Origin of the sequence: Pandoraea bronchicola (genome assembly GCF_902459805.1) — a bacterium.
Taxonomy (GTDB): domain Bacteria; phylum Pseudomonadota; class Gammaproteobacteria; order Burkholderiales; family Burkholderiaceae; genus Pandoraea; species Pandoraea bronchicola.
In genome coordinates this window covers 69990-93359 of the sequence record NZ_CABPST010000006.1, presented here as the reverse complement: position 1 = coordinate 93359, position 23370 = coordinate 69990, and the positions used below count along the sequence as shown (strand labels likewise).

The window sequence follows — 23370 nt, the reverse complement described above, 5'->3', positions numbered from 1 at the left end:
CTTGCCCGTCCCCTGACGCCGCTCCGGTGCTTGTTAAGTCGCTACGTCAGGGGACGGACAATCACCGTCATCGTGCGCCCCGGACGCGCCGCACTCATCTCAACGATGGGTGTCGTCGGATCGATAACGGTTGCGGATCGGGTTGGGGGTCGCCCGCGGTGCGACTTAACAAGCATTGGCGTACCGCGGGCGGCCCCCAACCCGATTGACCACTGACCTAAGCCTGTCCGCTAAGACGCGCAGCCAGTTGCTTCAGACGTGGACCGATTTCCTCACGAAACACCGCATCCGGAATCGACGACGACGGCCCGCTGCAACTGATTGCCAGCCAGCGGTTCTGCCGCACGTCGCGCAACGGCACCGCCACGGCATTCACACCTTCATGCCACTCGCGAAACGAGTAGCAGCATCCCTCGCGCTTGTACGACTCGATCCCTTTATCGACGCCCGACTGCAACGCATCCCAGCCCACATTGCGCAGCGCCGCCGGATTCGTCTCATAGGCATCGCGAAGATCGGAGAGCATCCTCTCGCGCTCGGTCGGCGTCATGGCCGCCAGGTAGACGCGCCCCATCGAACTCGTCAACATCGACAGACGTGAGCCCGCCGTCAGCCCCAGCGTGAGGTGCGCCGAGTCGCTGCGGATGGTTTCGAGGTACATCATGTCGATGCCCTCGCGGCAACCGAGCGAAATGGAACACCCCATTTCCTTGGCCAACGCCCGCATATGCGGCCGGGCCAGCGTCAACATGTCGGTACCGCTCAGGAACGCGTATCCGAGGGCCAGCACGCCAGCGTCAAGCGCGTACTTGCCAAGCTCTGCGTCGTAACGCAGGTAGCCCAGTTCTGTCAGCGTATAAGCGAGGCGGCTGACGGTCGCCTTCGGCAGACCCGTGCGCGCCGCAAAGTCGCGATTACCCAGCAATACGTCGTCGGGACCAAAGGCACGCAACAGCTCGAGGCCACGGGCAAGCGCCGTGACGAACTTGCGCTCGTCGTGCGAAGGGGGCACACCATGCGCCGGCGCACCGGCAAAGGCTGACAGGGACGTTTTAACCACAACCATCGCGCACTCCGCTTCAAATGGATTCGGCCAGTGCATGCACTGGCCATTGCCTGGGAAAAAAGTTTAGTGCTAAACTAACTTCGATTTCAGAACATTGTTCCGCATTGCGGAACTTTCGTCAAGCCAATCCGCTTTCCCGGTGCCGGATGCAGCAACGTATGCCGCACAGGTGCCAAACGGGCCGACGAGGATGGCGTCAGCGTATTTTTCGAGAACATCGGAGGAGATAGGTCATGGCAGGCAATGCACAGTTTCATTGGGAAGATCCGCTGTTGCTCGACGCACAGCTCACGAGCGAAGAGCGCATGATTCGCGACGCCGCAGCTGCGTACTCGAACGACAAGCTCGCGCCGCGCGTGCTCGAGGCATTCCGTCATGAGCGCACCGACGCGGCGATCTTTCGCGAGATGGGCGAGATCGGCCTGCTCGGCCCGACGATTCCCGAGGAGTACGGTGGCCCGGGCTTGAGCTACGTGGCCTACGGTTTGATCGCACGCGAAGTCGAGCGCGTGGATTCGGGCTATCGCTCGATGATGTCGGTGCAATCGTCGCTCGTCATGGTGCCGATCTTCGAATTCGGTAGCGAAGCGCAAAAGCAGAAGTACCTGCCGAAGCTGGCCAGCGGTGAGTGGATCGGTTGCTTCGGCCTGACCGAACCGAACCACGGCTCCGATCCGGCCGGCATGACCACACGTGCGAAGAAGGTCGCGGGTGGCTACGAGTTGAGCGGCGGCAAGATGTGGATCACCAACTCGCCCATCGCTGACGTCTTCGTGGTCTGGGGCAAGCTCGCCGACGAGAATGGCGACGAGAAGATTCGCGGCTTCATTCTCGAAAAGGGCTGGAAGGGGCTGTCGGCGCCGGCGATTCACGGCAAGGTCGGCCTGCGTGCGTCGATCACCGGCGAGATCGTGATGGATCAGGTGTTTGTGCCGGAAGAGAATCTGATGCCGGGCGTCTCCGGGCTGAAAGGCCCGTTCACCTGCCTGAACTCGGCTCGCTACGGCATCGCCTGGGGCGCGCTGGGTGCCGCTGAATTCTGCTGGCATACGGCGCGTCAGTACGTGCTCGACCGTCAACAGTTCGGTCGTCCGCTGGCTGCCAATCAGTTGATCCAGAAGAAGCTCGCCGACATGCAAACGGAAATCACGCTGGGCCTGCAAGGCTGCCTGCGTCTGGGCCGCATGAAGGACGAAGGCACGGCCGCGGTCGAGATCACATCGATCATGAAGCGCAACTCGTGCGGCAAGGCACTGGACGTCGCCCGCCTCGCGCGCGACATGCTCGGCGGCAACGGCATCTCCGATGAGTTCGGCATCGCCCGTCACCTCGTGAACCTTGAAGTGGTCAACACCTACGAAGGCACCCACGACATTCACGCGCTGATTCTCGGGCGTGCGCAGACGGGCATCCAGGCGTTCTTCTGATCGATCGTCGCGATTGATCAGGTTGCATGGACCGCGCGAATCGTGAGATTCGCCGTGATTCATCTGCGGTTCATGCGACTTGTCGGGTACGCGTCGTTTCTCAGGCCGCACGTCGCGGGCCGTCAATCCCCCGGGCGACGGCGCGTACCCAACAAAAAAGCCAGCTCTCTCGAGCTGGCTTTTTTTCATCCGCGGTCGTCTGCGGCACTCGCCGGATTACTTGTTCGGCTGCGGCGTAAGACGCAGGTACGGGCGCACGGCCTTGTAACCCTTCGGGAATTTTTCCTTCAGCACGGCTTCGTCCTTGAGCGACGGAACGATCACGACGTCTTCGCCATCCTTCCAGTTGCCCGGCGTGGCAACCGAGTAGTTGTCGGTCAATTGCAGCGAGTCGATCACACGCAGGATTTCGTCGAAATTGCGGCCGGTGCTGGCCGGATACGTAATGATCAGGCGCACCTTCTTCTTCGGATCGATCACGAACAGCGAGCGAACCGTCACGGTTTCGCTGGCATTCGGATGGATCATGTCGTAGAGCTGCGAAACCTTGCGATCGCCGTCGGCCAGAATCGGGAAGTTGACCGTGGTGTGCTGAGTCTCGTTGATGTCGTTGATCCAGCCCTTGTGCGATTCGACGTCGTCGACCGACAGCGCGATGGCCTTCACACCACGCTTTTCGAACTCACCCTTGAGTTTCGCGGTCAGACCCAGTTCGGTCGTGCACACGGGCGTGTAATCGGCCGGATGCGAGAAGAGCACACCCCAACCGTCACCAAGGAATTCATGGAACTTGATTTTGCCAACCGACGAGTCCTGCTCGAAATCGGGAGCAATGTCACCCAAACGCAATGTCATTTACGGTCTCCTTGAGAACCTTCAACTCAGTGGGGTCAAGACTAAAGGATGCTAAGCTTTGCCAGAACGAATAAAAAATTGGTTGCACATAATTATTCGAAATATACGGCCATTGATGGTGTTGTTTTCTGGCAACGACTCGTTGAAAGCGTTACGATAACACTCATATTCCCCTCGCATTTTCCTCCCGCAACCGGGCAATGACTATGTGACTATGTCGCAAGTGCACACCAACAAGGAGAAGTTCATGACCGATATCAAATCCGTATTGGCCGACGCCGAAGACCTGCTCAAACAAGCCGCCAACACGACCGGTGAGCGCGCCTCCGAATTGAGCGACAAGGCGCTGACGCTGCTCAAGCAAGCCAAGGAAAAGGCATCCGACGTGCAAGTTGTCGTTGTCGAAAAGAGCAAGCGAGCCGCTCGCGCGACCGACGACTATGTTCACGACCATCCGTGGCAAGCCGTGGGCATCGCCGCCGGCATCGGTGTGGTGATCGGCCTGCTGCTCAACCGCAAGTAAGCTGCCCCGACGCAAGTCGATTTCTCGCCTATTCTGCCCAAGGCAGAGCCCATCTGACCTGTGCGACGGGTCGGATGGGCCGCTCAAAGTCCAGCCCATGACCGACAATGATCGCACGACCCCGCCGCGGCCTTCGCTACGGCGCCTCGCCGGTGCGTTGCTCGAGATCCTGCAGTCGCGCATCGAACTCATCGGCATTGAATTGACCGAAGAGAAAGAACGTCTGATGGGCGTGGCCTTCCTCGGCCTTGCTTCGATGCTCTTCGGCGTTCTCGCCCTCGTGTCGCTGACCGCGCTGGTGATCGTGATTTTCTGGGACACCTATCGCCTGCAGGCCATGACCGGCATCTTCATCGTGTATCTGTTACTCGCCGGCTGGTGCGCCTTGCGCGCACGCAATATTCTGCGCGATGCCCCGATGCCGTTCGAGGCCACGCTGGCCGAGTTCGAAAAGGACCGCGACGCTCTGCGTCCGGACTGAAGGAGATCTGCCCGTGCCGCTGGAACAGAACCGCCGTCGCCGCACGCGACCGTCACGACGCTCGCGTCACGACCTCCTCGCGATTCGCAAGGAACTCGTGCTCACGCGTATTGCCGTCGAGCGCGCCGAACTGATTCAGGCCTCGCACGTCACGCGCGAACGCCTGCGCAATTTCCGCTGGTTACGCTATTTGCTGCCCGGCGGCTTTGCCAAGCTCTCCGGTATTGGCGGAATCGCCAGTACCGGGCTCAGGCTCGGCGGACTACTGGAACGCTATCCGCTCGTGAGCTCGGTGGCTTCATTGGCGCTCACCGGTCTGTCGCATACGCCTGTCGGGCGCGTGGTACGCCGCGGTCTCAAGTGGGGCAGCCTTGGTGTTCTCGCCTGGCAAGGTATCAAGCTCTGGCAAGAATCGACGAAGCCGTCGACGCCGAATGCCAAAGCCTCCGATACGTCCGATCCTTCCGATCCTTCCGATACGTCCGATACGTCCGATACGTCCGCCACGCCTCGCACGCCGCCCGCGTCGACTCGCCCGTCGTCCAACACCCGCGCCAACGACAGCGGCTCACCACCGGTCATGTGACTGCTGCGCCTGGCTCACGCATCGCAACGTCGAGCCACGCGGGCGCGGCCGTAAGCATTGATCGTGATACAAACGCGCCGGCCGTGCCCGGCAATGCGCGCAGTCCCCGACAGCCATCCGCGTGTCTGCGTTCGCATGAAGCCGTTTTCTGCGAACGCCAGCCCCTGCGTGGCATACAGCCCCCACCGTACCTCGATGGTGACGCCATCAGCCAACGGTGCGTGTCGCCCCAGCAATTGATCTCCGGCATCGAAGCGATCGTTGCGATTCTCATCGACGAACGTCACCCAGCCGCTGCTCAGACTCGCGCCGTCGTGCGGCGCCATCGCAACGCGTCGGTGCCGCCCCAACGCCTCCGCACGTGCAGCCTGCATCGACGCCAGAAAGGCTCGCGCCGTGATGTCCACCTCCACGCGGCGGCGAACCGCCTCGATGGAAGGCGACACGGCCATCAGCGCAACGGCGAGCACAGCCATCGCGATGACACACTCCAGCATCGTGACGCCGCATGCGGGATGTCGCTCACGACGCATCGCAATTCTCACGGCGAATGCCTTGTGCGGGCGTTTCGGCAACATCTCCATGCCACGTCGCAACCTCGCGCCAACTCAGCGAGCGCGATGAGAATGACGGCGATGTCACTCCGCCAGCGGCGTTCGCCGTTCGCTGCCTGACTTCATAGATCGCCTGCAAATACACACGCGTGCCCGGTAATCGACCACACCCCATCGCACTCACTCGATACCGGCGCACCGGCGCATCGCGATCTTCCGGCGCCCCCGCCAAATAGGCAGAAAAAGCGATTCTCTCGATGAAGTAACGCGCCCGCGGCGCCGCGACAACCACCGCATTGTCATTCCATTGCACCGTCCGCCACCTCGGTACACGACGCTGATACCAGATATCACCGCGATGATTCGCCTCCAGCACGCCGTACGGCCCGGCTTCGAAAGGTGACATGGCCGCAATATCCGCCGCACGCGCCTCATGCGTCAGCCAGTTGCGTGCCTCGGTAAGTGCCTGGTCCGCCGCCGCAAATGCCCCTGCACGGTCGTTCGTATAGGCGATGAAACGGCTGGCCAATTGGCGATGGTGCATGCCGGATGCAGCGAGCGTCATCAGCGCCGCCAGCCACATCACCATAAAGACGCCAACCATTTCGCCTCCTCACCGACACCGCCATCGTTGCGACGATAGGCCACCGCGTTGAACACATGCAGATGAACGTCTCCGGCGTTGCCCAGCCGCTTGTACTCACGGCCGCCAGATGCCGCATCGAAGACTTCGACCACCCGCACGGTCCGCGGCTTGCCACCGCTTCGCGGCGCGCCGCGCAAGACCAGGGAAAACGCCACCGCTGCCACGTTCTCCCATCCCCCTTCTCCCGGTGGCGGGCTTGGCGGCTTGCGACGCACACTCCTGAGCGGCTCGGCCCAACGCAAAGCGCCGGTGCCCCCCACCCGGAACCCAAGCCGGACATACATCGCCTCCACACCGCTCACCAGCACCTGAGCCGGATGCAGATCCACCGACAGCATCTGGCGTTCGCCGTAGCGGCAGTAGAGCGATGGCGTTTCGTCTTCTCCCTTGTCGACATAGAAGAGGCTGAGATGACGATCGTCCACCCGTCCCGTGGCTCTGGTGCGCATGCCGGCGCAGTTGTGGATGGCGCCGTTGCCTTCCGACAATCCTGCCCCCTGGAACTGCACCTCCAACAGCGAGCTGCCTTGCCAACCCTGCCGGGGACAGGTGTCTGCCGTGCCCGCGCATGCGCCACTGGCCCGCACCGACGGCCAGTCACGCTTCACCTGCCCCGGCGGCCGGATCGCGCCCTCCATCGGGTCCCAGTTCCGATACCCCGCCATGCCCACGGCACGGGTGAGTTGGGTCAATGCGAAGATGGCGCGCTCGGTGACGTCGTATCGCTCCGCCTGTACCCGCCACAGCCGGATGCCCGCAAGATAGATCGCGATCGCCGCCGTCACGATCAGCAATCCGAGCGGCATCGCCAACACCCACTCGAGCAGCGTGAAGCCAGCCATGCGGCGCCTGCATGCCCCGTCACCCTCGCGCAAATGCGGCCGCCACCTCACGGGTATCGACGAACGTGCCATACCTCGCTCCCGACTTGCGTTGGCAGCGCCATCGCGGCCCTTTCTGGCGACGGTGCCAGTTCGGCAGATGACATGCCCCCCGCCGCCTGCCACTGAGCCAAGCCCTGAGCGCCAGCCATGAGCGCCGACAGCGTGAACATGACGTCGAGTAATGCCGCGCCCCGACAGCGTGTCTTGCAACGCACATCGTGCATCGGCCTCGCGTGCGCCACCTCACGTACCGGCCGAGCCGGTGCATGCGGCGTCCACTGCCGCGACCCTCGTCCTCGCCGTCGGCCCGCATCGCGCACCGGTGCCCCCCGGCCGCTTCGCGTCGGTGGATAGCGGTGATGGGCCAGTGCATCGCGAAGCGCCTGCCGGTCGGCGCGACGCCGCTGCTGTCGTCGATCCTGTTGCATGGTTCGGTCCCTCGTCTCGTGAATGACGAGTCCATGGTCGCCCACGCTCGGTAACACGCCAATCGGACGACACCGCAAAACCTACCCCGTCATGCGCCACCTCACTTTTCATACGCAACGCAACACCACTCAACGAACGCCCATAAAAAACGGCGACCGAAGTCGCCGCTTTTGGGGCCGATCACACCGAGCGGGCCCGGCGTTGCTTCAGCATCGTATGGCGGGCAACGCAGTGCCCGGCAACGTTATGCCTTCAACTCCTCGACGAGTGCGACATAAGCCTCTTGCGCCTCTTCTTTCGACTTGCCCTTGAGCATTTCCCAGGCATCGAACTTGGCGCGGCCGACGAAATCCGTCATGCCCGGACGCGTGCCGGACACATCGCCTTCGGTGCCCTGTTTGAAGAGCGCATAGATACGCAGCAACGTGAAATTGTCGGGACGTTCGGGCAGCGTCTTGGATTGGGCTACCGCGTCGTCGAAGCGGGCTTGAAGATCGCTCATGGTGTCTCTCCCTGGAAAAGCAGTCAGCTTATATGTGTCCCGTGCGCCGATCCGGCCATGTCATGAAGCGCTCACGTCGACGCTCGGGGTGTTGCGAATACAACGCAATCAAGGATAGCGACGAAGCAGTAAGCGAGGTAGAGGCGAGCGTAGAACCCTGCGTCTAATCCTCTCGGGAACTGAGCGGATCCACCGCAAAACACGACGCTTCAATACAAAACGCCCGGCGCATTGCCGGGCGTTTCGAAGTTCAAGCCTTGCGTCGCTGCGAGACATTCGTGCGGCTCAGACCGCCCGCACGTCTCACGACACGATCGACACCATCACGACGATGCCGCCGACGGCGCCGACGCCGTCCCGGCATTGGCCGGCACCGAGCGCTCTTCCCAACCGCCGCCAAGCGCCTTGTACAGCGTGACGAGGTTGGTCCAGCGCGCCAGGCGCGTGGCGATCAGCGTCTGCTGCGCCGAGTACAGCGAGCGCTGCGAGACGAGCGCGTTCAGGTAGCTGTCCACACCGTTGCGATAGCGCAGATCCGAGAGCTTGTAGCTCTCGTCGCTCGCCTTGACGAGCGACTCCTGCGCCGCGACCTGATCGTCGAGCGTGCCGCGTGCGGCCAACCCGTCGGACACTTCGCGGAACGCCGTCTGAATCGCCTTCTCGTAGTTGGCGATCTCGATACGCTTTTGCACCTTGGCCAGATCGAGGTTGGCGATGTTCTGCCCGCCCGCGAAGATCGGCAGGTTGATGGTCGGTGCGAACGACCACGCCCCTTGTCCGCCCTTGAACAGATTGCTGAGCGACGCGCTCGCCGTGCCCGCGCTCGCCGTGAGCGAGATCGACGGGAAGAACGCGGCACGTGCGGCACCGATGTTGGCGTTGGCCCCCTTGAGCGTGTGCTCGGCCGCCGTGACATCCGGACGGCGCAGCAGCAGATCCGAGGGCAACCCGGCCGGCAGGTCGGTGAGCAGACCTTGCCCATCGAGCGGACGTCCCGGCGGCAGATCGGCCGGCAACGGCTGACCGATGAGCAGCGCGAGCGCATTCTCGTCCTGCGCGACCTGACGCGTGTACTGCGCGAAATTCGCCCGCGCCGTATCGACCGGCGTTTGCGCCTGACGCAGATCCAGCCCGGAAGCCGTGCCCACGTTGAAGCTGCGCTTGGTCAGGTCGTACGACGATTCCTGGCTCTTGAGCGTGTCGGACGTGAGCTTGAGCAACTCCTGATCCGCCAGCCAGGTGAGGTACGCCGTCGCCACTTCCGAGATCAGCGTCATGTGCGCTGCCTTGGCCGTGTCCTCGCTCGCCAGATACGTCTCCAACGCCTGATCCTTCAGGCTCTGAATACGACCGAACAGATCGAGTTCATACGACGTGAAGCCCACACCCACCTGATAGCTGCGGCTGACCCCGGCGCGTCCCGACGCCGACAAATCGGCCGGAGAGCGCTGGATCGACGCCTGCCCTGCCGCCCCGACCGAGGGCAGCAGCGCCGAGCGCTGAATCTGATACTGCGCGCGCGCAGCTTCGATGTTGAGCATCGAGACTCGCAGATCGCGGTTGTTCTCCAACGCGATCTCGATCAGCTTTTGCAGGCGAGGATCGGTGAAGAAATCTCGCCAGCCCAGATCGGCGGCTGCCAGGGCATTGCTGCCGGCAGTGCCGTTCTGGTTCGCCGCCCCGGGCGTCTTGTAGGCCGGGCCAGTCGGGAACGACGTGGCCACCGGTGCCTCGGGCCGCTCATAGTGCGGCGCGAGGGTACAGCCTGCCAGGAACGCTGCCGCCAAGGCCATTGGCAATGCTTTGTGCTTCATAGTCAGTTTCCTTCCTTGGCGGGGCCGGCGTCCGGTTGCTCGTGACGCGCTTCCGGATGTTCCACGGTATCCAGATCCTCATGTGCGAAGCGCTTGCGCACCATCACGAAGAAGACTGGCACGTAGTAAATCGCGAGGAACGTTGCCGCGAGCATACCGCCGATCACGCCGGTACCGATAGCGTGCTGCGAGGCCGAGCCTGCGCCATTAGAAATCGCGAGCGGCAACACCCCGAGAACGAACGCCATCGACGTCATCAGAATCGGGCGCAGACGCAGTCGCACCGCTTCCATCGTCGCTTCCATGAGCGTGCGGCCCTGCTCCTGCAGATCCTTGGCAAATTCCACGATCAGAATCGCGTTCTTCGCCGACAGACCCACGGTGGTGAGCAGACCCACCTGGAAGTACACGTCGTTCGACAATCCGCGCAGCGTCGCTGCCAGCAGTGCGCCCAGCACACCCAGCGGCACCACGAGAATCACCGAGAACGGAATCGACCAGCTCTCATACAGCGCCGCCAGACACAAGAACACGATCAGGATCGAGAGGGCGTAGAGGGCCGGTGCCTGCGAGCCGGAAATGCGCTCTTCAAACGACAGCCCCGTCCACTCCAGACCGATACCCGGAGGCAGTTGCTTCGCAATTTCCTCCACAGCCTTCATGGCGTCACCCGACGACTTGCCCGGTGCCGGCATACCCTGAATTTCCACCGCAGGCACGCCGTTGTATCGCTCCAGACGCGGCGAGCCGTAGATCCACTTGCCGGTCGAGAAGGCCGAGAATGGCACCATCGCCCCGCTCGCGTTACGCACGAAGAGCTTGTTGATGTCCTGCGGCAGCATACGGTCCTTGGCTTCCGCCATCACGTACACCTTCTTCACACGACCACGGTCGATGAAGTCGTTCACGTAGGACGAACCCCACGAGGCCGAGAGCGTGGTGTACACGTCGGAAATCGACAGACCCAGTGCGGCGGCCTTTTCTTCGTCGACGTCCACCTTGTACTGCGGCGTGTCGTCAAGACCGTTCGGACGCATGTTCGCCAGATTCGGATTCTTCGCAGCCAAACCGAGGAGCTGATTACGAGCGGCCATCAACGCGTCGTGGCCGAGGCCTGCGCGATCCTGCAGTTCGAAGTCGATACCGCCCGCGTTACCCAGTTCGGGCACCGACGGCGGATTGATCGCGAAGATCATGGCGTCTTTCACGCTCGCGAAAGCCTGATACGAACGCGCAATCACCGCCTGCACCTTCAGATCGGACGATTGGCGATCCTCCCACGGACGCAGCATGGTGAACGCCAGACCCACGTTCTGACCACGGCCGTTGAAGCCAAAGCCCGTCACCGTGAAGATCGAACGCACGGCGTCCTTTTCCTTCTCGAGGTAGTGCTTCTCGACCTGCTTCATGACGTCGAGCGTACGCTCTTGCGTCGCGCCCGGCGGCAGTTGCACCAGGTTGAAGAAGTAGCCCTGATCTTCATCCGGCAAGAATGCCGTGGGCATGCGCACGAACAGGAAGCCCACCACGGCCACGATCACCACATAGACGATCACCAGCGGCGTGCTGCGCTTCAGAATGCGCTCGACCTGCCCCTGATACTTCTTCGAGCCCTTGTCGAACGTGCGGTTGAACCAGCCGAAGAAGCCGCGCTTCTCGTGCACTTCGCCCTTCTTGATCGGCTTGAGGATCGTCGCGCACATGGCCGGTGTGAGCACGATAGCCACCAGCACCGACAACGCCATGGCCGCCACGATCGTCAGCGAGAACTGGCGATAGATGGCCCCCGTCGAGCCGCCGAAGAACGCCATCGGCACGAACACCGCCGAGAGCACGAGCGCCACGCCCACCAGCGCGCCGACGATCTGGTCCATGGCCTTCTTCGTCGCTTCCTTCGGACTCAGCCCCTCTTCGGCCATCACCCGCTCGACGTTTTCCACCACCACGATGGCATCGTCGACGAGCAGACCGATGGCGAGCACCAGACCGAACATGGACAGCGTGTTGATCGAGAAGCCAGCCGCCCCCATGATGCCGAACGTACCGAGCAACACGACCGGAACGGCAATCGTCGGGATGATCGTTGCCCGCAGATTTTGCAGGAACAGATACATCACCAGGAACACGAGCACGATACCTTCGATGAGGGTCTTGATCACTTCTTCGATCGAGATCTTCACGAACGGCGTGGTGTCGTACGGATAGTCGACCTTCATCCCCGCCGGGAAGTACGGCTCCAGATCCGTGACCGCCTGTTTGACCGCCGTTGCCGTTTGCAGCGCGTTCGCGCCCGTGGCGAGCGTGATGGCCAGACCTGCGGCGGGCTTGCCGTTATAGCGCGCCACCACCTGGTACGATTCGCCGCCGAGCTCGACACGTGCGACGTCGCCCAGACGCACTTGCGAGCCGTCCTTGTTGACCTTGAGCAGGATCTTGCGGAATTGCTCCGGCGTTTGCAGACGGCTTTGTGCCGTCACCGTGGCATTGAGCTGCTGCCCCTTCACCGCAGGCGCACCGCCCAGCTCACCCGCCGAAATCTGAACGTTCTGCGACTGAATGGCGTTCGAGACATCGATGACCGTCAGGTTGTAGCCGTTCAGTTTCTGAGGATCGACCCAGACGCGCATCGCGTACTGCGAACCGAAGAGCTGGACCTGACCGACGCCGTTCACGCGGCTGATCGGATCCTGCACGTTAGCGGCGATGTAGTTCGCAAGGTCGATGTCGGTCATCTGACCGTCGTCGGAATACGCACCGATCACCAGCAGGAAGTTCTTGGTCGCCTTGGCCACCTTGATACCCTGCTGCTGCACCTGCTGCGGCAGCAGCGGTGTGGCAAGTTGCAGCTTGTTCTGCACCTGCACCTGTGCGATGTCCGGGTTCGTGCCCTGCGAGAAGGTCAGCGTGATCTGCGCCGTACCCGAGCCGTCAGACGTCGACGACATGTACTCGAGGTTGTCGATACCGTTCATCTGCTGCTCGATCACCTGCGTGACCGTATCCTGAACGGTCTGCGCCGAAGCGCCCGGGTAGGTCGCAGTGATCTGCACCGAAGGCGGTGCGATGGGCGGATATTGCGAGACCGGCAGCTTCAGGATCGAAAGCGCACCGGCCAGCATGATGACAATCGCGATCACCCACGCAAAAATCGGGCGATCGATAAAAAACTTTGCCATGAATGAGGCTCCGCGTTATTGAGCGTTAGCGGCCGAAGCAGCGCTCGCCTGCGAGGCAGGCGCCGCAGCCGCCGGTGCACTGGCACCTGCCGGCGCTTGCGCCCCCGGTTGTTGCGCCGGCACAGCCTTCGCCGGTGCGCCCGGGCGCACCTTCTGCAGCCCCGACACGATCACCTGATCGCCGGCAGCCAGACCCGAACTCACCAGCCACTTGTCGCCGATCGCGCGATCGGTCACCAGCTGTCGCAGCTCGACCTTGCCTTCCTTGTTCACGATCAGTGCCGTCGGCTGGCCCTTCTGGTCACGCGTGACACCCTGCTGCGGCACGAGCAAACCGCCTTCCTTCACCCCTTCCTGGAGCTTGGCGTGCACGAACATGCCCGGCAGCAACTCACGATTCGGGTTCGGGAAGATGGCGCGCACGGTCACCGAGCCGGTCGTCTGGTCGACCGTGATGTCGGCGAACTGCAGCTTGCCTTCGAGCGGGTACTTCGTGCCGTCTTCGAGCGTCAACTCCACCTTGGCGGCATTCTTGCCCGCGCTTTGCAACTGACCGTCTGCCAGCGCGCGGCGCAGACGCAACCCGTCGGCGGCCGATTGCGTCACGTCCACGTACATCGGATCGATCTGCTGAACGGTCGTCATGAGCGTAGCGGCACCCGCTTGCACATACGCACCTTCGGTCACCTGCGACAGCCCCGTGCGGCCCGAGATCGGGGCCGGCACGTCGGTATAGCCAAGGTTGATTCGCGCCGTTTCGACCGCTGCCTTGCCGGACTGCACGTCGGCGTCGGCTTGCAGCGCTGAGGCCACGGCGTTGTCGTAGTCCTGCTTCGAGACGGCTTCGACGGCGACCAGTTGCTTGTAGCGATCGGCCAGCACCTTTGTCGATGCCTGATTGGCGACGGCCTTGGCCAGCGTGGCCTTGGCGTTGTCGTAAGCGGCCTGATACGTGGCCGGATCGATCTTGTACAGACGCTGGCCTGCCTTGACGTCACCGCCTTCGGTGAAATCGCGCTTGAGCACGATACCGTCGACACGCGCCCGCACGTCGGCGACGCGGAAAGGCGAGGTGCGTCCGGGCAGATCGGTCGTCAGTGTTACGTTCTGGGGTTGCAGCGTCACGACGCCGACTTCCGGCACCATGCCCTGCGGCTGCTGCGGCTTCTTGCCGCACGCGGCCAAGGTCAATACCGCGAGTGCCACGGCCGTGACCATCCCCAGTGAACTTCTCTTGACGTGCATATACGCCCCCGATAAATGGAATGCGGTCAAACAAAATGACGATACGTTGCGACGATTGCGATTGCGATTGCGATTGCGACGATTGCCGCGGCGAGGGCCGCTATGCAATCCCGGCGCACATGACGGGCCGGCGAGTGCCTAAGGCCCGGGTGATCTGGCCTCAAATGGCTCCCTCACATCCGTGAGGTGTTTCCCTTAGACGAAGGAGCTTAAATGTTCCCTGTGCAATAGAGCAAGCGGCTGCTATTATAGATACATTCATGAATGTATGTAAATCACATTGCGTCGCCTCAAAGTGCGGCGCTGTTTACATCGCATTTCGCAAATCTTCGCCGCCCCCGTGACACGACAATGGCCCGCAGAACCAAAGAGGAAGCGATCGAGACCCGCAATCTGTTGCTCGACACCGCCGAGACGGTGTTCGCACAGAAAGGGGTGTCACGCACCTCGCTAGCCGATATCGCCGAAGCCGCCGGTCTGACCCGCGGCGCCATTTACTGGCACTTTAAGAACAAGATCGACCTGTTCAACGCCATGACGGATCGCATTCGTCTGCCGATGGAACGCATGATCGACGAGGTGTGCACCGAGCCTGAGAACGGCGATCCGATGGAGCGCATGCACGATATCTGCAAGCTCGTGCTCAAGGAGACCGCACGCAATGAGCGCCGCCGCCGCGTGCTGGACATTCTGTTTCACAAGTGCGAATACACGAACGAGATGCTTTCCGTGCTCGAGCGCCAGCGCGAAGCGCGCGTAGACGGCAAGCAGCGCATCATGCGGGACATGGAACGCGCCATTGAGCGCGATCAGTTACCCCGGAATCTCGACACACGCCGGGCAGCGATCATGCTGCACGCCCTGGTGGTCGGCATGATGTCCGACTGGTTGTTCCTGCCCGACTATGACCTCGGTGCGGAGTGCGATGCGGTGGTTGACGGCTTCTTCGACATGCTGCGCACGAGCCCGGCGATGCTGCGCTCGGGGAGCAACGCGCCGCAGGCCACGCCCGCCTGAGGCCCCGCGCCAGACAGCGCATGCGCCCCCCAAGATTTACTACATATATTAATTAGCAAGCGCCCATGACCGGGCGCTTGTTCGTTGGTGGTTCGTCCGTGCCCGATCTGGCGCACATCGTCCCGATTTTTCTGTTTCCCGACGCGCAGTTGCCGCGCCGTATCACATTCGGACGCTGTGATACGGCGTATACCTGTACAGCGTCGCAGCGTTATATATAATCCTACACAACGCGTTGCACGCACCGTGTGACCGGCAGTCCGGCCTCGCTGCCCGACTGCATCCAAGCGGTTGCTCAAGGCGATTTGCGCCGAACATCGAGCCGACCTAGCCATCCATGCTGGAGACCACATTCGTGAAAGCTGTCGTTATCGCTAGCCTCAAGTCCCAAGCCCCGCAAAAGACCGGCTCGATGTTGCGCCGCGCACTGAGCGTTGCCGCCGTCGGCGCAAGCCTGTTGTTTGCGGGCCACGCGGCGGCCCAGCAAGTGTTCGCCGCCGCCAGCATGAAGGACGCCCTCGACGATCTGTCCGCCGCTTACACCAAGGAAACCGGCAAGAAGCCGGTGCTCGTGTACGGCGCCAGTTCGACGCTGGCCCGCCAGATCGAGAAAGGCGCACCGGCCGACGTGTTCATCTCGGCCGACCAGGACTGGATGGACTACGCGCAGAAGCACGATCTGATCGATACGAGCACGCGTCGCAACCTGCTCGGCAATGAGCTGGTGCTGATTGCCCCGGCCACGACGACGGGCGACATCGATCTGAAGCCGGGCGCCGACCTCGACGCCAGGCTCGGTAACGGCAAGCTCGCCATGGGCGATCCTGCCCACGTGCCGGCCGGCCTCTACGGCAAGGCTGCGCTCGAGAAGCTCGGCATCTGGTCGAAGGTGCAAGGCAAGGTCGCCGCTGCCGACAATGTGCGTAACGCCCTGTTGCTCGTGGCACGCGGTGAAGCGCCTTACGGCATCGTGTACAAGACCGACGCCAACGCCGAGAAGCGCGTGCGCATTGCCGGCACGTTCCCGGCAGGCAGCCATGCACCGATCGTCTACCCGGTCGCCGTGACGAAGCAGGCCAACCGGGCCGACGCCGATCCGTTCTACAAATTCCTGCAAACCCCGACGGCTCAGGCCACGTTCCAGCGCTTCGGCTTCAGCCGTCCGTAACTCCGAATGTTCATGCGTCTCAGCCCGGAAGAATGGGGCATCGTCGAACTCAGCCTGCGCATTGGCTTGTGGGGCACGCTGTGCAGCCTGCCCTTTGCCTATGCCGCCGCCTGGCTGCTCGCTCGCCGGCACTTCCCCGGCAAGGCGTTGCTCGATGCCATCCTGCATTTGCCGCTTGTGCTGCCACCGGTGGTCGTCGGCTTCGCGCTGCTTGTGTTGTTCGGGGCACAGGGCGCGATCGGCAAGCTGCTGCGCGAGTGGTTCAATTTCACTTTCGCGTTTCGCTGGACAGGCGCGGCGCTCGCCGCTGGCGTGATGGGTTTCCCATTGCTCGTGCGGGCGATCCGGCAAGCGCTCGAATCGTCCGACACCAAGCTCGAGCAGGCAGCGCAAACGCTCGGTGCCGGCCCGTGGCTCACCTTCCTCACCGTAACGTTGCCACTCAGTGCTACCGGCGTGCTGCACGGCTTCGTGCTCGCCTTCGCCCGTGCGCTCGGCGAATTCGGCGCGACCATCACGTTCGTCTCGAATATTCCCGGACAGACGCAGACACTGCCGCTGGCGATCTACACGGCCACGCAGGTACCCGACGGCGACGCAATGGTCTGGCGTTTGTGCGCGATCTCGGTCGTGCTGGCCGTGGCGACGCTCATCTTCTCCGAGGTGCTGATCCGCTTCGGTAATCGCAAGGCGCTCGGCTATGACGGTTGAGGTTCGTCTCCAGCACTCGTTCGGCGACTTCAGGCTCGACGCCGAGTTCGCCGCCGGCATGGGCGTGACCGCATTGTTCGGGCCGTCGGGCAGCGGCAAGAGTACCGTCGTCAATGCGGTATCCGGCCTGCTCAAGCCCGATGCGGGACGCATCGTCGTGGGCGACGACATCCTCTTCGACAGTGCCGCAGGCGTTGCCCTGCCGACGTGGCGCCGCCGCATCGGCTACGTGTTTCAGGATGCACGCCTGTTGCCGCATCTGACGGTGCGTCAGAACCTGCTCTTCGGCCGCTGGTTGCGACGCCGCGATGTGACCGCCGCAGGCACTGGCGCGATCGCGCTGGAGCACGTGGTCGAGGTGCTGAATCTGGGGCACTTGCTGGGACGCCGTCCCGGCGCCCTGTCAGGCGGTGAGAAGCAGCGTGTGGGGATCGGTCGCGCACTGCTGTCATGCCCGCGCATGCTGCTCATGGACGAGCCGCTCGCCTCGCTCGATCACTCGCGGCGTCTTGAGGTGCTCGACTATCTGAACCGCATTCGCCACGAGTTGAAGCTGCCCGTGCTCTACGTCACGCATTCGCTCGACGAAGTGATGCGGCTGGCCGATCAGGTGGTGCTGTTCAAGGACGGCCGCACGATCTCGCAAGGCGCACCGGCCGACGTGCTCAATAGGCATCGCGACGCGTTCGACGGCGCCGCCGAAGCCCCGGGCACCCTGCTGGAGACGCGCATCGTCGCGCACGACGCAAAGTACGGGTTGACCGAGCTTGCCGTGAACGGCAGCGACGCGATCCGGCTGCGTGTGCCGCGTGCGAGCGGCGAACCGGGCGATGCCTGCCGCATTCTCGTGCGCGAGCGCGACGTTGCCGTGGCCACGGCGCCGCCCGTCGATACCAGCGTGCTGAACGTGCTGTCTGCACGTGTGACGACATTGCGCGATCTGGGCGACTCGGTGGAAGTCGGCGCCACGCTTCTCGGCGATTGCGCGGGCACCGTGCTGCGCGCACGCATCACCCGTTTCTCCGCCGATCAACTGCAACTGGTCACGGGCCGCGAAGTGTATCTGCTCGTCAAATCGGTCGCACTGACTCGCTGACGCGTCAGCAAAAAAACAAGGCGTCACACCAGCGATCCGCTGTGACGCCTTGTTGCTTCAGGCCACCCCTTCAGGCCGCCCCGCTTACTGGCTCTTGCCCATGGCGTCGCCCTTCGACATGCCATCGCCCTTCTTGCCCATGGCATCGCCCTTGCCCATCGCGTCGCCTTTCGACATCGCGTCGTGCTTGCCCATCGCGTCGCCCTTGGACATCTTCCCGCTCTTGTCCATGTCCTTGCTCATGGCGTTGTCTTTACTCATTGCGCCGCTCTTCGACATCGCGTCGCCCTTGCTCATCGCGTCCTGCGCCAACGCCGCGCCGGTGCCGAGTGCCAGTCCCAACGCCATTACCGCCAGATATCGCATCTTCATTGCCGTAATCCTCCAAGAGTGAGTGAGTCCTGCCGGAACGCCATGCAAGCGCTCCGTGAATCGGGCAGTTGCGCGGTGACGTCAACTGCCGCCGAACCAGTTATAGCCCTGGTCCTCCCAGTACCCGCCCGGATACGTGTTGGTCACGAATATCGCGCGGATATGTTTGGGATTCTTGTAGCCGAGCTTCGTCGGAATACGCAGCTTCATCGGGAAGCCGTACTGCCTCGGCAACGTCTGTCCGTCGTAGGTGAGGGCAAGCAACGTCTGCGGATGCAGCGCCGTCGGCATGTCGATGCTCGTGTAGTAGTCGTCCGCGCATTTGAAGCCGACGTAGCGCGCCGTTGTGTCGGCCCCGATGCGCCGGAGGAAGTCGGAGAACGTCACCCCTCCCCAGCGGCCGATGGCGCTCCACCCCTCCACGCACACGTGACGGGTGATCTGCTCCGCCGCACGCGGGCTGGCGAAATTGCGTAGTGCGTCGAGACGCCACGGGGCCTTGTCCGCAATCAGTCCGGACAGCTCCAACTGGTAATCGGCCTCTTCGACCACCGGCGCTTCGTCCATCGAATAGAACGCATTGAACGGGAACGGACGCGTGATGCGCGACGCCGGGAATGTCGGGGCCAGCACATCCTGACGAAACAGGGCGGCCTGCACGCGGTCGTTCCAGCGCGACATCGTGTCGAGCGCAGACGACACACCAGCGTTGTCGTCGAGCGAGCAACCCGAGAGCAATGCCACGCCACCCAGCGATAACGTGCGTGTCAGGAACGCTCTGCGAGAAGGTTCGGCCACCCGGCGCGCGATCAGCGCACGCGCTTCGTGGAGAATCGCTTCGCCGTCGCGCACGACCGGCGCGCTCGGTGGAAGGTTGCGAGGCTTTCGTTCGAGGGTCATGGCAGTTCTCTCGTAGCGGGGCGCGCTCAGCGTCCGGTGATCATCGTGCGCAGGGTGCGAGGCACCAGCGCCACCATCGCAATATGGACGGCGACGAACGCGACGAGGCCCGCCATCGCCACGAAGTGCACCAGGCGCGCGCCCTGAAATCCGCCGAACAGCGTGCAGAGCCAGCCGAGTTGCACGGGCTTCCAGACCGCAAGCCCCGACGCGACGAGCAGTACGAGGTCGAGCACCGCGAACAAATACGCCGCGCGCTGCACCTGGTTGTAATGACGGGGATCATCGTGTGCGAGACGGCCGCGCAGTGCGGCGAAGGCGTCGCGCAACACGCCGCGCAACGTCAACGGAAAGAAGCGGCGCGACATGCGGCCGCTCAGGAGATTGACCAGCAGATAGACAAGCCCGTTGGCCGCCAGCAGCCACATCGCAGCGAAGTGCCAGCGCAGCGCGCCGCCAAGCCAGCCGCCCAGGGTGATCTCGTTGGGGAAGCGAAAATCGAAGATGGGTGACGCGTTGTAGATGCGCCAGCCGCTCGTGACCATCGTGAGGACAGCCAGCACATTGAGCCAGTGGGTGACGCGCAGCCAACCCGGCTGTACCGGCCCGGGCCGCACCGGGGGCTGTGCCGCAGGCGGCATGGACTTCGTCAGAGTGGGCATGGGGACCTCCATCGCGGGGTTCGCGTCGATGGAGTCAGTGTCGCTTCAGGCCGGTGACGAAGTCCTCACAGAGAAATAACGTTTTCGTGATAATCGAGGCGGAGAAATAAGCGACTAAAAGTCGTTTTTTACACCTCGTCCGGGTCGACAGCCTTGCCGCCTTTGAGATAGGCATCGAAGGTTGGCACATGGGCGTCGAGCAGCGAGCGGATTTCCTTGATGAGGGTGTCGTAGTGCGCCGTGAGGTTCTGCGCGAACGGCGTGAGCTGCGCACCCCCACCGGATACGCCGCCGATATGCCGGCTGACGAGCGGCTCGCGGAATTCATGGTTCATCGCTTCGACGAGCAACCATGCCCGCCGGTATGACATGCCCATGCGCCGGGCTGCCGCAGAAATCGACCCCGTCGCTTCGATGGCGCGCAGCAGCGTCAGACGTCCGGGTCCAAACACGGGCGTGTCGCCATCGCGAATGCGCACCCGCAGGTCGTAGCTCGCCATGCCGGCAGGTGCCGCCGTCTTGCTTGCCGCTTCCAGCGCTTCGGCCGCTGCCAGCAACTCGCGCGCAAGCGCCTCAGCGTCATGGGCGCCGTTGGCGGAGCCGACATCCGCGTTGCCCGCACGTTCCGGCTCGCCTGCACCGCCCGCTTTCCCCTCACGACGCTCAACCGGCATGGTTGCCCCACAACACGATCAGAATCAGCACGAGCACCGCCGCCGCCCAGGGCCACCAGCGCGCCATTTTCCTGCGCGCGGAAGACATATCGCTCATGCCGGCTTGCGACGCGAGTGCGGCGGCCACTTCGGCATCGGCGGCCACCGGGTCGTTGAGTTGATGGTGCGGGGCGATGGCGGCCGTCAGGCGCCTGAAGAACTCGTCTGCTAGCTTGCGGGCTTCGCTTTCGACCGGGGGCGTGTCCAGATGGGCGGACTCAACGCCGAACTGCGCCTTCAGGTGATACGTCAGCAATGTGTTCATCGGTCCTTGTGATTGCAATGTCACCGCCGCCTTGCCGCGCGTGTGCCCGGCCGACGAGCCCAGTCCGTCGAAATTCAATGTGTATGAGATTGGCGCCACCACATCGGAGAGCGTGATACGGCCGGTCCAACGTCCGCTCACCGGGCCTAACGAGGCGGCGATGACGATCGTCCACGTCGTGTCGTCGATGCGCTCGAGCGATTCGCAGCCCGGAATACACCCGCTCAAGACGCCCGGGTCGTTCAGTGCGATCCACGCGACGTCTCGCGCCACCGGCAACTGCCGGCTGTTCTGCAGTTCCATTGCCCCTCCCCAAACGCGATGTGGCAACTCGTTGGTGTTGCGTGAGTGTTGCGGCGTTACCTCGAACCTCGAAGTATTGTGACACGAGTTACCCCGCATCCGATCACGGCTGCGACAGTGCGTCCGCCGCGCGCCTGGCTCACGGGAAGACCGTGTCGGGGCTACGCACCGCACACATGGGCGGAGTATCGGCGCAAATACAGCGCAAGCCAAGGCGCGATATACTCGCCCGATCACATCGAGCGGTGAATGGATGGCGGTGGCTTTGTGTTTTGGCCCCATCGGCCGCCGCTCGCGTATTGGCGAAGGAACCGTGCTATGGACAGTGTCGATCTGGAAGTGCTGAAGTCCGCCGTACAGTGGACCCGCGCGGGCTTTTTCGTCACGCTGGGCACTGTTGTACGCACCTGGGGCTCGGCCCCGCGTCCCGTGGGTTCAATGCTCGCGATTCGCGAAGACGGCCATATGGTCGGCTCCGTTTCGGGCGGCTGTGTCGAGGACGACCTCATCGCCCGCATTCGCGACGGCGACTGGCCACAGAACCGTCCTCAGCTCACCAGCTATGGCGTGAGCGCCGAGGAAGCGCACCGCTTCGGGCTGCCCTGCGGCGGCACGTTGCAACTGGTACTCGAACCGTTGGGCGATGCCTCGCGCATTCCCGAGCTGCTCGAGGCCATCGCGCAATTCCGCCTCGTCGTGCGCGAACTGGACATGGCCACCGGCGCGGTACGCATTGCCCCGGGTCACCACACGCCGTCGCTCGAATTCGACGGCATCCGTCTGATCACCTCGCATGGCCCGCGCCGTCGGCTGGTGGTGATCGGCGCAGGACAACTCTCGAAATACGTCGCGGGTATGGCGTGTGCGCTCGACTATCACGTGATCGTCTGCGATCCGCGCGGCGAATATGCCGACGAATGGCACGTGCCGGGCACCGAGCTTTCGCGCGAGATGCCAGACGATCTGATCGTGCGGCTGCAACTCGACTCGCACAGCGCCGTGCTCACGCTCACGCACGACCCGAAGCTCGACGACATGGCGCTGCTCGAAGCGCTCAAGTCCCCCGCGTTCTACATCGGCGCGATCGGCTCGCGTGTGAACAACGCGCGACGCCGCGAGCGGCTGTCGCTCTTCGATCTGAGTTCGACGGAAATCGAACGGCTTCATGGGCCAGTCGGCATGCACCTCGGCGCCCGAACGCCCGCAGAGATCGCCGTAGCGATTCTCGCCGAGATGACGGCAATCAAGAACGGCATCGCCGTCAAACAGACCTTTGCGGTACGCACGCCCGATGAGAACGCCGACGGCGAAGCCGCCGAGTGCCGCAGCGTCGCCTGAGCGGCGACACCCTCCGACGCAGCACAGCTCGCGTCATTTCCCGCAGCACAAAAAAAGCGCCGCCTTTCGGCGGCGCAACTCGCTCACTCGTTGCTGAGTGGTACTGCCTGGGTTACCTCGTCATCCGGAGTCCTTCACCTGACACGACCGATCGGCACATCAGTCGTGCGGCCACAGGAATGTGGCTGCGGCGTGCCCCTTGGCGGACACCTTCACATCCTTCGTCATGGGCTTGCCGTTATACGTCGCCTTCACGGTGTAGTTGCCTTCGGGCAACTTCACGAGCATGAACGGCCCTTTCGAGCGCGTATCCAGCACCGTGGTGCTGCCGTGCATGATCTGCACCTGTGCATCGGCAACGTACTCGTTCGCGCCATCACCGCGTGCTGCCATCTCGATGGACAGCGGCCAGCGTGACGCTTCACGCTTGAAAGCTCCGGATTCGTCGCTGTCGATACCGCCGGAGACATACGTGACGTTGCCCTGCTGCATCGACGGCGGCAGCATGCCACCCTGCGCATGAGCGACCGACATGCCGCCCAGACTCCCCGCCATGACTGCGGCCGTGGCGGCTGCCACCGACCAGCGTTGCCATTGTTGCCACATGTTCGACCTCCCGTTCATGTCATCACAATGC

The 23370-nt window shown here is 63.1% G+C and carries 24 protein-coding genes; 9 read left to right on the top strand and 15 right to left on the bottom strand.

What is annotated here, in order from left to right:
• Nucleotides 1-217: 217 nt before the first annotated feature.
• Entirely contained in the window at nucleotides 218-1066 is an 849-nt protein-coding gene (locus PBR20603_RS13485; protein ID WP_246174642.1) for an IclR family transcriptional regulator, read from the bottom strand.
• Between the two features lie 233 nt (nucleotides 1067-1299).
• On the opposite strand from PBR20603_RS13485, the gene PBR20603_RS13480 reads away from it, so the two are divergent.
• Nucleotides 1300-2493 carry an acyl-CoA dehydrogenase gene (locus PBR20603_RS13480; protein ID WP_150560034.1) on the top strand — a complete coding sequence of 398 codons (1194 nt, stop codon included), beginning with the start codon at nucleotides 1300-1302 and terminating at the stop codon, nucleotides 2491-2493.
• A 216-nt stretch (nucleotides 2494-2709) separates the two neighbouring features.
• Here PBR20603_RS13480 and PBR20603_RS13475 read toward each other — a convergent pair whose 3' ends face one another.
• The gene (locus tag PBR20603_RS13475) at nucleotides 2710-3348 is read right to left on the bottom strand and encodes a peroxiredoxin (RefSeq protein ID WP_150560033.1); all 639 of its coding nucleotides are present in this window, start codon (nucleotides 3346-3348) and stop codon (nucleotides 2710-2712) included.
• A 214-nt stretch (nucleotides 3349-3562) separates the two neighbouring features.
• Between PBR20603_RS13475 and PBR20603_RS13470 the strand changes: the two genes are divergently transcribed.
• From PBR20603_RS13470 to PBR20603_RS13460, 3 genes are all read left to right on the top strand, one after another.
• Nucleotides 3563-3871: an ElaB/YgaM/YqjD family protein gene (locus PBR20603_RS13470; protein ID WP_150560032.1), complete on the top strand. Its 309-nt coding sequence runs from the start codon at nucleotides 3563-3565 to the stop codon at nucleotides 3869-3871.
• Nucleotides 3872-3968: 97 nt separating this feature from the next.
• The gene (locus PBR20603_RS13465) at nucleotides 3969-4352 is read left to right on the top strand and encodes a phage holin family protein (protein WP_150560031.1); all 384 of its coding nucleotides are present in this window, start codon (nucleotides 3969-3971) and stop codon (nucleotides 4350-4352) included.
• 13 nt (nucleotides 4353-4365) lie between these two features.
• Nucleotides 4366-4938, top strand: a complete 573-nt coding sequence (locus tag PBR20603_RS13460; protein WP_174977916.1) for a DUF3318 domain-containing protein — start codon at nucleotides 4366-4368, stop codon at nucleotides 4936-4938.
• Between the two features lie 14 nt (nucleotides 4939-4952).
• Here PBR20603_RS13460 and PBR20603_RS24275 read toward each other — a convergent pair whose 3' ends face one another.
• The 7 genes from PBR20603_RS24275 to PBR20603_RS13425 all read right to left on the bottom strand — a co-directional run bounded on the left by PBR20603_RS24275 (nucleotide 4953) and on the right by PBR20603_RS13425 (nucleotide 14188).
• Nucleotides 4953-5471 (bottom strand): GspH/FimT family pseudopilin, encoded by a 519-nt coding sequence (locus PBR20603_RS24275; RefSeq protein ID WP_281356003.1) that lies wholly within the window; start codon nucleotides 5469-5471, stop codon nucleotides 4953-4955.
• Nucleotides 5461-6096 (bottom strand): pilus assembly protein, encoded by a 636-nt coding sequence (locus tag PBR20603_RS13450; protein ID WP_150560028.1) that lies wholly within the window; start codon nucleotides 6094-6096, stop codon nucleotides 5461-5463. The genes PBR20603_RS24275 and PBR20603_RS13450 overlap by 11 nt, the downstream gene beginning before the upstream one ends.
• Nucleotides 6075-6980, bottom strand: a complete 906-nt coding sequence (locus PBR20603_RS13445) for a PilW family protein (RefSeq protein ID WP_174977915.1) — start codon at nucleotides 6978-6980, stop codon at nucleotides 6075-6077. The genes PBR20603_RS13450 and PBR20603_RS13445 overlap by 22 nt, the downstream gene beginning before the upstream one ends.
• 715 nt (nucleotides 6981-7695) lie before the next feature.
• Complete coding sequence (locus PBR20603_RS13440; protein ID WP_150560026.1) at nucleotides 7696-7953, bottom strand: acyl-CoA-binding protein; 258 nt, start codon at nucleotides 7951-7953, stop codon at nucleotides 7696-7698.
• Nucleotides 7954-8276: 323 nt separating this feature from the next.
• The gene (gene adeC / locus PBR20603_RS13435; RefSeq protein ID WP_150560025.1) at nucleotides 8277-9767 is read right to left on the bottom strand and encodes an AdeC/AdeK/OprM family multidrug efflux complex outer membrane factor; all 1491 of its coding nucleotides are present in this window, start codon (nucleotides 9765-9767) and stop codon (nucleotides 8277-8279) included.
• A 2-nt stretch (nucleotides 9768-9769) separates the two neighbouring features.
• On the bottom strand, nucleotides 9770-12943 hold the full coding sequence (locus tag PBR20603_RS13430) for an efflux RND transporter permease subunit (protein ID WP_150560024.1): 3174 nt from the start codon (nucleotides 12941-12943) through the stop codon (nucleotides 9770-9772).
• A gap of 15 nt (nucleotides 12944-12958) precedes the next feature.
• The gene (locus PBR20603_RS13425; protein ID WP_150560023.1) at nucleotides 12959-14188 is read right to left on the bottom strand and encodes an efflux RND transporter periplasmic adaptor subunit; all 1230 of its coding nucleotides are present in this window, start codon (nucleotides 14186-14188) and stop codon (nucleotides 12959-12961) included.
• Nucleotides 14189-14539: 351 nt separating this feature from the next.
• Between PBR20603_RS13425 and PBR20603_RS13420 the strand changes: the two genes are divergently transcribed.
• From PBR20603_RS13420 to modC, 4 genes are all read left to right on the top strand, one after another.
• Nucleotides 14540-15205, top strand: a complete 666-nt coding sequence (locus PBR20603_RS13420; protein WP_150560022.1) for a TetR family transcriptional regulator — start codon at nucleotides 14540-14542, stop codon at nucleotides 15203-15205.
• Between the two features lie 355 nt (nucleotides 15206-15560).
• Nucleotides 15561-16373: a molybdate ABC transporter substrate-binding protein gene (gene modA / locus PBR20603_RS13415; RefSeq protein ID WP_246174641.1), complete on the top strand. Its 813-nt coding sequence runs from the start codon at nucleotides 15561-15563 to the stop codon at nucleotides 16371-16373.
• 12 nt (nucleotides 16374-16385) lie between these two features.
• Nucleotides 16386-17084 (top strand): molybdate ABC transporter permease subunit, encoded by a 699-nt coding sequence (gene modB / locus PBR20603_RS13410; RefSeq protein ID WP_150560021.1) that lies wholly within the window; start codon nucleotides 16386-16388, stop codon nucleotides 17082-17084.
• The gene (gene modC, locus PBR20603_RS13405; protein ID WP_150560020.1) at nucleotides 17074-18180 is read left to right on the top strand and encodes a molybdenum ABC transporter ATP-binding protein; all 1107 of its coding nucleotides are present in this window, start codon (nucleotides 17074-17076) and stop codon (nucleotides 18178-18180) included. The genes modB and modC overlap by 11 nt, the downstream gene beginning before the upstream one ends.
• 84 nt (nucleotides 18181-18264) lie before the next feature.
• Here modC and PBR20603_RS13400 read toward each other — a convergent pair whose 3' ends face one another.
• From PBR20603_RS13400 to PBR20603_RS13380, 5 genes are all read right to left on the bottom strand, one after another.
• Complete coding sequence (locus PBR20603_RS13400; protein WP_150560019.1) at nucleotides 18265-18552, bottom strand: pentapeptide MXKDX repeat protein; 288 nt, start codon at nucleotides 18550-18552, stop codon at nucleotides 18265-18267.
• Nucleotides 18553-18633: 81 nt separating this feature from the next.
• Entirely contained in the window at nucleotides 18634-19452 is an 819-nt protein-coding gene (locus tag PBR20603_RS13395) for a molybdopterin-dependent oxidoreductase (RefSeq protein ID WP_217425963.1), read from the bottom strand.
• Between the two features lie 26 nt (nucleotides 19453-19478).
• The gene (locus tag PBR20603_RS13390; RefSeq protein ID WP_246174638.1) at nucleotides 19479-20114 is read right to left on the bottom strand and encodes a cytochrome b/b6 domain-containing protein; all 636 of its coding nucleotides are present in this window, start codon (nucleotides 20112-20114) and stop codon (nucleotides 19479-19481) included.
• Nucleotides 20115-20242: 128 nt separating this feature from the next.
• Nucleotides 20243-20788 (bottom strand): winged helix-turn-helix domain-containing protein, encoded by a 546-nt coding sequence (locus tag PBR20603_RS13385; protein ID WP_343041937.1) that lies wholly within the window; start codon nucleotides 20786-20788, stop codon nucleotides 20243-20245.
• Nucleotides 20778-21395, bottom strand: coding sequence for an SRPBCC family protein (locus tag PBR20603_RS13380; RefSeq protein ID WP_174977914.1), 618 nt, complete (start codon nucleotides 21393-21395; stop codon nucleotides 20778-20780). Before PBR20603_RS13380 ends, PBR20603_RS13385 begins: the two co-directional genes overlap by 11 nt.
• A gap of 318 nt (nucleotides 21396-21713) precedes the next feature.
• On the opposite strand from PBR20603_RS13380, the gene PBR20603_RS13375 reads away from it, so the two are divergent.
• Entirely contained in the window at nucleotides 21714-22733 is a 1020-nt protein-coding gene (locus PBR20603_RS13375; protein ID WP_150560016.1) for an XdhC family protein, read from the top strand.
• 159 nt (nucleotides 22734-22892) lie between these two features.
• Here the strand turns inward: PBR20603_RS13375 and PBR20603_RS13370 are convergent, their stop codons facing one another.
• A complete protein-coding gene (locus PBR20603_RS13370) occupies nucleotides 22893-23339 on the bottom strand; it encodes a carboxypeptidase regulatory-like domain-containing protein (protein WP_246174636.1) in 447 nt (148 codons plus the stop codon).
• Nucleotides 23340-23370: the final 31 nt, after the last annotated feature.

Coding starts and splice junctions, on each gene's coding strand:
- PBR20603_RS13485 (WP_246174642.1), bottom strand. CDS start 1,066: ATGGTTGTGGTTAAAACGTCCCTGTCAGCCTTTGCCGGTGCGCCGGCG.
- PBR20603_RS13480 (WP_150560034.1), top strand. CDS start 1,300: ATGGCAGGCAATGCACAGTTTCATTGGGAAGATCCGCTGTTGCTCGAC.
- PBR20603_RS13475 (WP_150560033.1), bottom strand. CDS start 3,348: ATGACATTGCGTTTGGGTGACATTGCTCCCGATTTCGAGCAGGACTCG.
- PBR20603_RS13470 (WP_150560032.1), top strand. CDS start 3,563: ATGTCGCAAGTGCACACCAACAAGGAGAAGTTCATGACCGATATCAAA.
- PBR20603_RS13465 (WP_150560031.1), top strand. CDS start 3,969: ATGACCGACAATGATCGCACGACCCCGCCGCGGCCTTCGCTACGGCGC.
- PBR20603_RS24275 (WP_281356003.1), bottom strand. CDS start 5,471: ATGCGTCGTGAGCGACATCCCGCATGCGGCGTCACGATGCTGGAGTGT.
- PBR20603_RS13450 (WP_150560028.1), bottom strand. CDS start 6,096: ATGGTTGGCGTCTTTATGGTGATGTGGCTGGCGGCGCTGATGACGCTC.
- PBR20603_RS13445 (WP_174977915.1), bottom strand. CDS start 6,980: ATGGCTGGCTTCACGCTGCTCGAGTGGGTGTTGGCGATGCCGCTCGGA.
- PBR20603_RS13440 (WP_150560026.1), bottom strand. CDS start 7,953: ATGAGCGATCTTCAAGCCCGCTTCGACGACGCGGTAGCCCAATCCAAG.
- adeC (WP_150560025.1), bottom strand. CDS start 9,767: ATGAAGCACAAAGCATTGCCAATGGCCTTGGCGGCAGCGTTCCTGGCA.
- PBR20603_RS13430 (WP_150560024.1), bottom strand. CDS start 12,943: ATGGCAAAGTTTTTTATCGATCGCCCGATTTTTGCGTGGGTGATCGCG.
- PBR20603_RS13425 (WP_150560023.1), bottom strand. CDS start 14,188: ATGCACGTCAAGAGAAGTTCACTGGGGATGGTCACGGCCGTGGCACTC.
- PBR20603_RS13420 (WP_150560022.1), top strand. CDS start 14,540: ATGGCCCGCAGAACCAAAGAGGAAGCGATCGAGACCCGCAATCTGTTG.
- modB (WP_150560021.1), top strand. CDS start 16,386: ATGCGTCTCAGCCCGGAAGAATGGGGCATCGTCGAACTCAGCCTGCGC.
- modC (WP_150560020.1), top strand. CDS start 17,074: ATGACGGTTGAGGTTCGTCTCCAGCACTCGTTCGGCGACTTCAGGCTC.
- PBR20603_RS13400 (WP_150560019.1), bottom strand. CDS start 18,552: ATGAAGATGCGATATCTGGCGGTAATGGCGTTGGGACTGGCACTCGGC.
- PBR20603_RS13395 (WP_217425963.1), bottom strand. CDS start 19,452: ATGACCCTCGAACGAAAGCCTCGCAACCTTCCACCGAGCGCGCCGGTC.
- PBR20603_RS13390 (WP_246174638.1), bottom strand. CDS start 20,114: ATGCCCACTCTGACGAAGTCCATGCCGCCTGCGGCACAGCCCCCGGTG.
- PBR20603_RS13385 (WP_343041937.1), bottom strand. CDS start 20,788: ATGCCGGTTGAGCGTCGTGAGGGGAAAGCGGGCGGTGCAGGCGAGCCG.
- PBR20603_RS13380 (WP_174977914.1), bottom strand. CDS start 21,395: ATGGAACTGCAGAACAGCCGGCAGTTGCCGGTGGCGCGAGACGTCGCG.
- PBR20603_RS13375 (WP_150560016.1), top strand. CDS start 21,714: ATGGACAGTGTCGATCTGGAAGTGCTGAAGTCCGCCGTACAGTGGACC.
- PBR20603_RS13370 (WP_246174636.1), bottom strand. CDS start 23,339: ATGTGGCAACAATGGCAACGCTGGTCGGTGGCAGCCGCCACGGCCGCA.